Annotated in this window: 7 protein-coding genes; 3 read left to right on the top strand and 4 right to left on the bottom strand. The window is 68.1% G+C overall.

Annotation, left to right across the window (positions count from 1 at the left end; all coding sequences use genetic code 11):
- Window positions 1-169: 169 nt before the first annotated feature.
- From IF655_RS00310 to IF655_RS00300, 3 genes are all read left to right on the top strand, one after another.
- Window positions 170-2,638, top strand: coding sequence for a BTAD domain-containing putative transcriptional regulator (locus IF655_RS00310; RefSeq protein WP_199581352.1), 2,469 nt, complete (start codon window positions 170-172; stop codon window positions 2,636-2,638).
- Window positions 2,639-3,152: 514 nt separating this feature from the next.
- Window positions 3,153-4,175 carry a pyruvate kinase gene (locus IF655_RS00305; RefSeq protein WP_199581351.1) on the top strand — a complete coding sequence of 341 codons (1,023 nt, stop codon included), beginning with the start codon at window positions 3,153-3,155 and terminating at the stop codon, window positions 4,173-4,175.
- Window positions 4,156-4,395, top strand: coding sequence for a hypothetical protein (locus IF655_RS00300; protein WP_199581350.1), 240 nt, complete (start codon window positions 4,156-4,158; stop codon window positions 4,393-4,395). Before IF655_RS00305 ends, IF655_RS00300 begins: the two co-directional genes overlap by 20 nt.
- 131 nt (window positions 4,396-4,526) lie before the next feature.
- Here IF655_RS00300 and IF655_RS00295 read toward each other — a convergent pair whose 3' ends face one another.
- From IF655_RS00295 to IF655_RS00285, 4 genes are all read right to left on the bottom strand, one after another.
- Window positions 4,527-7,073 (bottom strand): caspase family protein, encoded by a 2,547-nt coding sequence (locus tag IF655_RS00295; RefSeq protein WP_307814830.1) that lies wholly within the window; start codon window positions 7,071-7,073, stop codon window positions 4,527-4,529.
- Window positions 7,070-7,306, bottom strand: coding sequence for a hypothetical protein (locus IF655_RS30930; RefSeq protein WP_242488470.1), 237 nt, complete (start codon window positions 7,304-7,306; stop codon window positions 7,070-7,072). Before IF655_RS30930 ends, IF655_RS00295 begins: the two co-directional genes overlap by 4 nt.
- A complete protein-coding gene (locus IF655_RS30925) occupies window positions 7,307-7,510 on the bottom strand; it encodes a hypothetical protein (RefSeq protein ID WP_242488469.1) in 204 nt (67 codons plus the stop codon).
- 114 nt (window positions 7,511-7,624) lie between these two features.
- The gene (locus tag IF655_RS00285; protein WP_199581349.1) at window positions 7,625-11,737 is read right to left on the bottom strand and encodes a hypothetical protein; all 4,113 of its coding nucleotides are present in this window, start codon (window positions 11,735-11,737) and stop codon (window positions 7,625-7,627) included.
- Between the last annotated feature and the right edge of the window lie 39 nt (window positions 11,738-11,776).

The following is an 11,776-nucleotide window of genomic DNA, read 5'->3' as shown; positions in this document are numbered from 1 at the left end:
CAGGAGGTGGGAAGGTACGGCTCCCGGTCGATCAACGCCCGCCCCTTCGTGGAGGCGTGGCTCAGCGAACAACCCGACGACCGGTCACGCCAACTGCGGCCGTGGTGCTAAGCGGCCCGGTAGTACAGTGATCAATAAGCACGGCTCGAACGGGGAGGGGGCGCCGCGCGTGAGGATCCGGCTCCTTGGGCCGTTGGAGGTGTACGACGGCTCCCGCTGGACCGACGTCGGGACCCCGAAGCTGCGGTCGCTGCTCGCTACCCTGCTCGTCCGTCCGCGCCAGGTGGTGTCGATCGAGCAGCTCGTCCTTGAGCTGTGGGGTGAGACGCCGCCAAAGACCGCCACGACCCAGGTGTACGGCTATGTGCTGCGGCTACGCCGGCTCCTGGGCGACCCTGACGGCAGGCTGCTGGTCACCGCGGCGCCCGGCTACCGGCTTCTGCTCGGCGAGGATCCCGATGCCCCGGACACCGACGCCCAGCGGTTTGGGTTCCTCGTCGGCGAAGGCCACCGCAGGTACAGTTCCGGTCGGCCTGACCTCGCGGCCGAGTTGCTCGGCGACGCGCTCGCACTGTGGCGGGGACCCGCGTTCGCCGACGTGTCGGAGTCGGCGACGATCGCGGCAGAGGCGGCTCGGCTCACCGAGCAACGGCTGACCGCGCTAGACACCCGCATCGACGCCGACCTCGAATGCGGCCGGCACACCATGCTGATCAGCGAACTGCAGCATCTTGTCGAGGAGCACCCGCTGCGCGAGCAGGTCTGGCACCGGCTCATGCTCGCGCTGTCCCGCACCGGACGGCAGGCTGAGGCGCTTCACGCGTTCCAGCGGGTGCGCATGATCCTGGTTGACCAGCTCGGTGTCGAGCCGGGCACGGCGCTGCGAGAGCTGCAGCAGCAGGTGCTGGCAGACGAGGTCGAGGCCGGGCCACGCGCCATCGCGGTGGCGCAGGTCTATCAGCTGCCGGCCGACGTACCCGACTTCACCGGCCGCCGCGTCCCGCTCGATGCGCTGGATGAGTTGCTGGCCGACAGGTCTCCCGAGGCGCCGCCGCCGGTCGCGGTGATCTCCGGCGGCCCCGGCGTCGGCAAGTCGGCCCTTGCTCTGCACGCCGCGCGCCGCGCGACGCCGGGGTTCCCGGACGGCCAGCTCTACCTCGACCTCGCCGGCACGTCGCCCGCCCCACGGGATCCGGCGGTGCTGCTGGCCGAGGTACTGCACGCCCTCGGCGTCACCGGGGCCGCCGTGCCGGATGGCCTGCACGCGCGGGCCGCGCTCTACCGGTCGCTGCTCACCGATCGCCGGATGCTGCTCGTCCTCGACGACGCCGGACACACGGACCAGGCCCACTGGCTGCAACCTCCGAACGGGAACTGCGCCGTGATCATGACCAGCCGCGCTGTGCTCGCCGACCTGCCCGGCGCCCGGCACGTCGCGTTGGACGTGCTCGGCGACGTGGAGGCGCACGATCTTTTCACCCGCATCGTGGGCGCGGACCGCACCGACCGCGAACCCGAGCACGCCGCGGCGATCCTGCGAGCGTGCGGGCACCTGCCGCTCGCCATCCGGATCGCCGCGGGCAAGCTTCTCAGCCGGCCGGCGTGGTCGCTGCGGGTGCTGCGGGAGCGGCTGGAGGACGAGTCGCGCAGGCTGTCCGAGCTGCGGCTCGGCGACCTCGGCGTGGGCGCGAGCTTCGACCTGTCGGTGCGCCGGCTGCCGGACGATGCCATTACCGCGCTGCGGCTGCTCGGCATTCTCGGTCGGCAGACCGTACCGGGCTGGGTGGTCGGCCCCCTGCTCGACCGCGCCGACGCCGACGACGTCCTCGACACCCTGGTCGACGTGAACTTGGTGCGGCTCACCACGACCGATGCCATCGGCCAGCCCCGCTACCGGCTGCACGGCCTGCTCCGCGCGTACGCGGCCGAGGGCGCCGAAGAGATCCCGCGCGCCGAGCGTCGCGCCGCGGTCGCCCGCCTGCTCACCGCCTGGCTGGACCTCGCCACGCACGCCGCGGACGCGTTACCACCGAGCCTGTTCCGTCCGCCGCCAGGATCGGCACCCCGTCGCACGGTCTCCGACGACGTCAAACGGCGGGCGGTCGCCGACCCCGTGAGCTGGTTCAGCACCGAGCGGGCCGCGCTGCTCGATGCGGTGCGGCTGGCCGCGGATTGGGAGCTGGCAGAGTTGGCCTGGGAGCTCGCAACCGTCGCGGTGACCTACGACGATCACCACAGCCGGTACGAGGACTGGCAGCGTGGGCACCAGATGGCACTCGGCGCGGTCCGGCGTGCGGGCGATCCGCTCGGCGAGGCGGTGCTGCTGCGCGGCCTCGCGCAGGCGCAGATCCACCGTGACGACTTCGCCGGGGCGACGGCAAACCTGCGGCGGTCGATCGAGCTTTTCCGGCAGCTGGGTGACAAGCTCGGCGAGGGGCTCGCGACCGCTGGGCTCGGCACCATCTACCGGGTCGTCGACGGGCACGAGTCCGCGCTCGGCCACACCACGCGCGCGCTGGAGCTCGTGAGCGCCTCAGGTGACCGGCACACCGAGGCGCAGCTGATGAGCGCGATCGGCGCGATCCACCCCGCCGTCGGCGACCACGACGCCCCCCGTGCTGGTTCGGCGACGCACTGAGCCTTTGCCCCACACCAGACGGCGTGCACCACGAGGCGATCGTGCTGCACGAGCCGGACGAGACGCTCCAGTGCATGCGCCGCGCGCGGGAGATCTCCAACAGCATCGGCTACCACCGGTGTGTCGACTGCTTCTCGACGCCGCCGGCGATCCGGTGTCGGCTCCCACACCAAGCCGAGCCGACCGATCAAGGCGGGCTGTACCTTCGTCGTACGCCATCCTGTGATCGGCAGCATTTTGACCCGCGCCCACCGGCAGACGAAGGTCCGCCGGAGCTGCGGTCCCAGGTGATGTCGACCACGCGGTTCGTCTCGTGGAGCGCCATTCCGCTCGGTCGCCATCGAACGCGTTGATGCGGGTTATCGAGAACGATGCGTATCGACGCATTGCCCAGCCGCTCGCACCTCTATGAGGATCAGTCCGGGATTCGGCGGTTGCGGGGCAGGGGAAATATGAGCACCGATGGACACAAGGTCAGCACTGTCGAGGACTTTGCCAGGGTGACTGCGCCCCGATGACGACCATGCTTGCGACCATCGGTCCCGCGACCCGCGCACCTGAGACCATGGCTGCCCTGATTCGCCTCGGTGTCAGCGGGTTCCGGTTCTCTGCCTCCAAGTTCGGCGTGGTCGAGCTCGCGGCCCAGGCAGCGGACGCCCGCGCGGCGGGCCGCGCTGTCGGCCGGCCCGTCGAGCTGCTTCTGGACCTGCCCGGCTCCAAGGTCCGCTTCACGAACGCGGACTCGCTCGACCTGGGTGTCACGCCGCGAATCAGGATCTCGTACGCACAGCAGCACACCCGCTACAGCCCGGACATGCCCGAGCTCGGTCTCTCCGATCCGGAGCTGGGCGCCGACATTGCTCCCGGCGACATCCTGCTCATCGGTGACGGTGAGCTCGCGGCTCGCGTGGTGTCGGCATCCGGGACCCACTGTGTGGCCGAGTCGATTGACGGCGGCGTACTAGGCCCGCGCAAGGGTGTCTGGGTGATGGGAAAGTCACGACGCCTCCGGCCACCGGCCCCCGAGGCGGACCTTGCCCTGCTCGAGAAGCTGAGTGCGTCGGCCTTCACGGGGGCGATCGTCTCGTTCGCCGAGGATGCGGCCGTGCTGGATCCGGTCCGGGCGCGGTGGGGCGAGCGGAGCGCCAACGCCGTCGTCGCCAAGATAGAGACCAGGGCAGGCGTCGCCAACGTCGCGGAGATCGCACAGGCGGCGGACAGCGTGCTGGTGGGTCGCGGTGACCTGCTCATGGACAGCGGCGTGTTCGATTTCCATGCTCTGTGCACCACCGCCGTGCAGGAATGCAGACGGTTGTCCAAGCCGGTTGTAGTGGGCACCCAGCTGCTGTCAGGTTTGGAGCACTCGTGGCTGCCGCTTCGTTCTGAACTCGCCTACCTGAGCGGCGTTCTGGAGGCGGGCGTCGACGGGGTTCTGCTCACGACTGAGACCACCTTCGGCAGCGATCCGCTCCGTGCGGCAGGCTTGATGGCAGACCTCATTCGCCGCTACGGCGGCAGTGAGGAAGTTTCATCGTGATTCGTGCACAGGTACGTCGGATGCCGCGCGAGATCGGTATCGGCTGCTGCTGATCGAGCTGTGGAACACCCGCTCCACCGCGGCTCCGCTGCAGAGCGAATGGGCCCTGGCCACGATGACGTACAACCGCATCGCGGCCGAACTCACCAATCCCGCCGGGCAAGGCCAGACCATCCGCATCGTCCTCGATGACGGCTATCCGCCGGAGACCAGCGACTGACCGTCACCGACTACGGAACAAGAGACGGCGGCCGCCCCGCACCGGTCCGGAGCGGTCGCCGGAAGCGGGGCAACGCGCCCTGACCGCCGGACATCCCGGGCGGCCGTGCGCGAGGATGACCCCGTCGGGAATCACCGAGGGGGCGTGCGTGAGGCTGACGATCGACACCGATAAGGACACCTACGAGCAGGCCGTCGCGACAGTGCGAGGATGCGACGGCGCCCGGCCCGGGCGGCGGCTTGCACCGTGGTGGCGAGGAGAGCGCGTGAAGCGTCCTGAACGCTGTTCTCGGCGTCGCGCAGAGCGTGCGCGAGCGCTGTGTCGTCCACGGAGGCCGCGTGATCGCGCCCGTCACGCCATTCCGTCTCGGCCGCGGCGAAGCCGGCGAGCGCGAGGCAGCCCGCGACGGAATCGCCGTCGTACGCGTCCAGACCTGCCCGGCGCAGGAACCGGGCCCGGCGCCACGACCCGAGGAAGCGTGCGCGGGAGAGGCGGCGTGCCCTGTCCTCCAGCTCCCCGGGCCGGGTCGGACGAGCGAGGAGGTCCCGGAGTGCGGCGACGGCGATCCCGAGCTGCTCCGCGTGGTGGTCGCGGGCCTCGCCTGCCCGGCGCAGCCGCAGCTCGGTCTCCGCGACGTGCGCCAGCTTCTCCCGTACTTCTGTCAGACGGTCGGCGGCCAGGGTGGCCTTCATGGACGCCGTGGCCACTGTGGACGACGGCTCCGGGCCGGTGCGCAGCGCGTGCAGCGCGGTGGCCTCGTGCTCCGCGTTGCTCTTGGCGTTCTTCCGCGCCGAACCTGTCCGTACGATGCTGCCGGGCACCAGCGTGTCGCAGCGGCGCCAGACCTCGTCCACCGCCTCGTTGTTGGTGGACGCCACCAGTACCGTCTGACCGGCGGAGATCGCGGTGGCGACGAGATTGGCGACCAGCTGGCTCTTGCCGGTGCCGGGCGGCCCGGTGGCCACGGTGAGCCGGCTGGTCATGGCGGACCGGAGCACCGCGGCCTGCGCCTCGTTGCAGGGCAGCGGCGTCACGAGGCGCGCCGGATCGGGTTCCGTGTGGCCGAGGGCTCGGTCACGCTGCGAGGCTTCGGGCGCGAGGGCCCCGAGGGCGGTCTTCTCGATCTCGTCGGTCCGCTTGGCGATGTCGGCGAAGTCGTTGAGCAGGCGCTTGGTGAAGCCTGTCTGGGGTCGCGCCGAGAAGAGGACCGCGGTGTTGCGGGCGCCGTGGCCGGGTGTGCGGATGTCGATGCGATCGGCGAGTCGGTCGGGCTGGAGCTCCTGCACGCACGGCAGCTCAAATTCCTGCGTGAGGAGGTTGCGTACCTCCAATGCCATACGGTCGTGCTGTCCTCGATGCCAGGACGGCTGGAACGTGTCGATGAGCTGGGTGGCCTCCTCCTCACCGAGCCAGTCGAGAGCGAGCTGAGGATGCGGCTGGACCGGACCGTACGGCTTCAGCCGCACCTCACCGTCGCCCTGGACGATCTCGACACGGCGCACCAGAAGTGGCGCGAACTTCGGGTGCCGCCAAGGGGGTCCGGAGCGCGGCCCGGTGAGGACCACGGCCGGGTAGCCCGCCCAGAGTTCCGCGTCCTCCTCGGCCGCCGAATCCACCAGCGAGACCGCTTCCTCGGGGAGCGCGGTGCATCCGTCGTCGTCCACGTCGCCGGAGATGAACCTCTCCGCGCCGTCCAGGCATACGTACGACGTGTTCTGATGGCCCACCTCCATCAGCGGCGTCTCGGCGCCTTCGGCCATAACGCACTCGCGGTAGTAGTCCAGCAGGGCGGACCAGGCGGGCTGCGTAGGAGCGGACTTCGCGGCGTGCGGCTGTGGGGGTTCCTCCGCGCCGGGGCGGGGTCGCGGCCTGAGCGGTTCGAGGACGGGGGCCCGGCCGAACGGACTGTCCGCGATGACGATCCGGTCGTCGACGCCGAGCGTGGACTGCACCGGCACCTGGCGGCCGCCGTCCTTGGCCCGCATACGCCGGTTCACATAGTCGTACAGGTCGCTGACCTGTACTTCACGGCCGCCGTCCTTGCTGACCTTTCCCGTGCGCAGCGCCTCGATGACCTCACCGGTGAACGCCGACGGCTTCACGTCATCGCCGCCGCCTGCGTCCGCGAACGAGTCCTCCCCGGCCCGTGAGGAGGACAGGACGTACACACCCCTGCTGGTCAGCACGGGCTGCTCGCCGGATTTGGCCACGGAGCTGTCAAGCCGTCGGTCCGACGTACGCAGCCCCATGGCGAACCCGCCGCTGCGGCAGCAGTCGATCATCACGATCTTCTGCGGTGCGACGCACTCTTCCAGCGAGTCGTTGAGGAACCCGGCGCTGACACCGGTCGCGGCCACTCTGTCGTAGTCCGTGTCCTTGGCGACGAAGTGGAACTCGCCGCCGTCACGCACCCTACGGACGCCATGCCCGGAGACGTACACGAGCGCGAGTTCGTCCTCGTCGCGGTCCTGGAGGAATTCCCCGATGACCGCCCGCATGTCGTCCGCGGTGAGATCGGATTCCGTCTGGACGGAGACGAAGTTGCCGATGTTGCGGTGCTTCAGGACCTGGGCAAGTCCCCACAGGTCCGCCCGGACGGAGGCGAGTGGCGAGAACCGGCCGTCGTCGTAGTGCTCATTGCCGATCAGAAGAGCCCGACGCTTGTGGAGGCGGGTCACGTCGCGCAGCCATCAGATCCGGGGCCGTCCTCGCCGGAGATCCGCTCCTGGAATGCGCGGACCATGCGTTCCTGCGCGGCGTCAGGGCGCCCGGTGATCTCGATCGAGTCTCCCGCGATGGTGACCACGACCTTGCGGTGCCGCTCCTTGGCGCACCATTCCTTGATCAGTGTGATCAGGACCTGGGACGCCGGGCGAACGACAGCGGCAGTGGTAGCCGCCCAGAGGGCCACCTAGCCCGCGCCCGTACCCTTACGACCCGGTTCGGCCGGCCCTTCGGCGTCAAGGATGCCGATGACGAGACCGTCCGTCCTATCCAGGCTGTCATGCAGATCGCGGGTGAGACGCTCCTGCCGGAATGTGTCGCCGCCTGTGGGCACGGTCAATGTCCACTGCGGTCCCCCGTCGCGCATGTGCTGCTCCTTGTGTTCGCTCATTTTGCGTGTCCAGTCTGTTCAGCGACTTTGGCACGAGGGCGTTCGCTGGCGACAACCCTGGATCGACGGAAGGAGCGGCATCCGGCCACCTCTGCGCCCTGAGGGAGCGGCGCCTCAGCCGTCGACCGGCTTCTCTTGAACGATCGCAGGCATCGAGATGGGATGAAGCTCTGAGCCAGCACGCGCAGACGGGTCGGTTTCATCTGACAGTTCGGCGAGGAGCCGCGCAGCACCGTCGGGGCTGAGGTCCCATTGCAGGGAGATCGTGATCAGGCCGCCCAACTGTTGGGAGTCCTCCGTCGGCTGGTTGGTCATGCCTTGAGCGATGGCGGTGGCGAGGTTCGGCATCCCTGAGTCTCGGAGAGCCGTGTCCTGGGCGCACTCGCCCTCCACTCGACGAGCCAGGGAAATGAGGCAATGCTCGACCTCATCGATGACTGGGTTCCCCGGCTGGAGCGCAGTGATGATGCCATGCGCTTGCTGGAACTGTGCCACTTCCTGATCAGCGATACGTTGGTGGCGCGGGTCGGGTTCCCGCAGGGCCGCTAGGTGGGCCAGGCCGGAGAGACCCCGGAGAGCTTGGTGGGCGTCGATGACCGCGTTAGTGAGCGGCGTCGGGTGGGCTTCAGGAAGGGCCGCGCTCCAGGTGTCGAAGAGGTCGATTCCGGGCCAGAGTTCATCTTGAAGCTGATGTGCGAGACGTCGAACCGGCTTGCCGTCGGCAAGTGGCACGATAAGGACGGGCCTGCGGTACCCCTGAGATGCGTGATCATGCCGCATTAGCTCGCTCAGCTGGGTCAAGACGGCCTGCCATTGGGCAACGTCGTCAAGCGCCACGCCGACTGCCAACTGCACGGGGGGCCACTCCACCGCCTTTGCGTCGGTGATCGGCCGAGAGTAGAGCTGAATGGAGATACCGGCTGCTTCGGCTTCGGCCTGAAGCTTCCGCTGGACTGTTATCGCTCGTTCGTTGGCAGCCGCTCGGGCGAGGTCCGCCGCTCGGGCGAGCCCCTGAGCAGAAGGCCCAGACCGTGCCGCGGTCCTGAGCGCCTTCGGTCCGAGGGTGCCCCAGGTGAGCTCAGCGAGAACGGGATGCAGGTCAGTGAGAGTCTCCATGAGTTGATCAAGGGCGGTCGGTGGTTCCTGGCCGATGAGGTGCCAGCGTTCCTCGTCCCGTACGCGCAATAGGCCCGACCGCAAATTCTCCCAGACATAACCGGCGAGTGCCCGGTGCTCCGTGGGGTCGATAATCCTTCGGGTGAGGTTGTCCGCGATTCCGTCCACGAGCAGGTGAAGGTTATCCACCCCACCTCCTGGAGCGGCGGTATCGGCAGGCAATGCGGACAGGGAGGCGCTGTCGGCGGGCAACGTCAGCTCGGCGGCTTGCTCCGACAGCGCCGCTTGCATCGTACGAAGCTTGGCCGTGTCCCTGGGCCCCGCGCGGCCGATGGCCCAGGCCCGGGTCAGGTCCATCAAGTACTTGTTCAGCGTGGGGAGCACCGCGCTCGCTGTTGCTGTTCGAGTTGTCCAGTCGGTGGTGCCGGCGGCAGCCGTGGCGATCAGAGCCTGCGCGCGAAACCATGCCACCTGGCTCGTCGAACGGTCGTACCTGCGTTGCAAGCTGCTGACTCCACCCGTGAAGTCACCGATTATCTGTGGAATTCCACCGGGCAGCAGGCTTTGGACATCCACGCTCTCGCAGTGCGGAAGGCAGCGGAGCAGGATTCGCCCAAACGCCCGGACCGATTGTTCCGCGTCTGGCTGAGCCCGACCGGACACATGCATGAGACGGGCGTACGCGACCGGATTGCCGTCCCGTTCTATGACGGATGCCTCAACCACCCACGGGGATTCAGCTATGAGTCTCGCCAGGATTACGTCCTCTCCACCCGCGAGTTCGAGCAGGTCCTTGGCCAGATTCGACGACACGGCTCGTGCCGCTGTGAGGAGGTCTCCCAGCGACTCAACTGGTGAGTGGAGGAGTAGCCGCGCAAACGGTGAGTCGGCGAGCACTTGCGGCCAGTCCGTGACATCCAGCTTCGTTTGGGCGAGTACAGCCAGGAATCTCTGGGCTTCGGCCTCCTCCTCGCACTGTGCGAGTACGTTCGCCAACTCGGCCGTGCCGAGCCGTTCTGCCAGTGCGTCGCGTAGCGGAGAACTGGAAGGACCACCGGCGCGGATCTCGGCCGTGGCAGCGGCGATCTCGGGTTTCAGGTTCGGCAGCGGATCGCCGTCCAGCACCGCGAAGTACAGGAGCGTCCGACGGTTTGCGGGCGACACCCGGTGCCGATCGAGGATCTCTGCCCACTTGGCGGCCTGACGGGTGAAATCGACGAGGCGCAGTGCCTGGAGAACACCTGTCATCCCAGCTGTACCAGGCCTTTGCCCGAGCTCGACTACGACCTGCTGCAGTACGACGGAATCCAGATCCGGGTATTCCGTGAGGACGCCCGCCACGAACGGCTGGAGCTGTGCATCGACCAGCATTCGCATCACCGAGATGACGGTCTCATCCAGCATCGGTGGCGGCACCGCATGGACGGCATCGGCCAATCTGCCGGAGCGCAACTGATGAAGCCCGGACAGACGTCCCAGCCGCTCGTGGACGAGATGTTCGTCCATTAGGCGGGAGAGCGCGAGACGGAGTTCCGCGTCGCCGATGCCGAGTTGCTGCTGTATTGCCCGCAGCGGCACGTCGGCGCCCCATCTATGGGCCACCGAGATTCTCGCCAGGATCTCGATCTCCGTCTGTCGCCCTTCGATCACCCGCCGGTTGACCTGCTCAGACAGGACATCCGACAATCGCCGTCCGCGGGTGAGAAGGTGCGTGAACTCCAAAGTCAGTCCGTCCGCTGCTTCGTACGCCTCCCGCCAGTGCGGCGCTTTCGTGAGACCGGATGCTGAGAGACCTGCGTAGATCTGCTTCGCGACCTCCTCGTCGAGCGCTACCGAGATCTGGGTGCAACCTGCCTGGCTTCGGAGCGGTAGCAGGTCCTCGCTACGCACAGAGCCCAACAGCAGAACGCCGGGAATGGGTGCAAGTTCACGATGGAGAACGTCCCAAGCCTCGACCGCTCCGATTCCGATGCCGTCCACCACAAATCCGACCGGCGAGCGCGTCGATGGTTTCAGCGCCTTGGCGAGGCGTACTAGCGAGGCGGTGTCCTCGTTCCGCAAGTGCCTGATCCGATACCAGAGCACATGCCTGGTCACATAGGCGGCCGTCCACATGACGGTCGACTTGCCAACTCCGGATGGGCCGGTGACAAGGATGTTCTCTTCGCGGTCGATCGCCGCCACCACCTGACCAGTCAGACCTGGCCTGGGGGCTGGCAGGCCGGCGGCGATGTGGCCGGGCTGTACGTCGATTCCCTCGTAGAAGCCTGTCGGCTGAAGCGGGCGATCGAAGTCGACCGGCTCACAAACGCCTGCCGCCAGTGCTTCTTCGAGCGACTCGCGATCGATGGTTTCCGCGACCTCCTGCGCTATACGATCGATGCTCGTTCGGCTCAGCCCGGCCGCATCTGCAAGGCTTGTCTCCGCGTTGGCGTCGGCATGGCCAGCGACAGCGTCGCGCAACGCCAGCACGACCCGCTCCGCTCCTGCGGGCAGCAGCCCGAAGCGCTGTACTACTGCCGTGCAGGTCTGCTCCGCAGCCGTCCGCCAGGGCAGCACGTAGAGGCTAACTATTGCGCACCAGGCATCGATCTCGTCTCTGCTCAGACCGGCTCGCTCAGCCTTTGCGTTGAGTTCCCGCAGCACCGGATGGCCCGGCGGAAGGGCATCCAGCGGGCGGCCCCATTCGGTAAACCACTCACTGTTGACTGGCCGTTCGAGTACGAGGACCGCTCGACCAGCTACCCCCGCTTGCTTACGCTTGGTGTGGGCTTTGGCCATGGTGACAAGATCTGCGGCCACGTGGGAGGCGGTGAAGTCTCCGACTCGTTCCTGGCGTGACTTCACCTGGACGTGCCAGGGCGTCGGGCCTTCACAGGAGAGGTCTTCAAATCCCTCCGGGACAATGCGATCGATGACGAGAGCGCGGGACAGTACGCGGCCGCACAGCCACGCTCCGACGGCATCCTGGTAGTGAAACCCGCGGCCCGCCCGCGCCCCAGAACGCGTTTGCATCCACAAGGATCCATCGGGTCCACTGCTTGAGTTGCTCTGCTTCGTGGGTACGGCGGGCCCGACCTGCCCACGCCGTCGCTCGTTCTTGCTGGCCATCCAGGAAGCATGGCACCCGCCTCTGACAACCGAGGCGCG

The sequence above is a fragment of the Streptomyces sp. DSM 110735 genome (genome assembly GCF_016482685.1).
In the GTDB taxonomy this organism is placed as follows: domain Bacteria; phylum Actinomycetota; class Actinomycetes; order Streptomycetales; family Streptomycetaceae; genus Streptomyces.
This window is presented reverse-complemented; position numbering and strand designations above follow the sequence as displayed.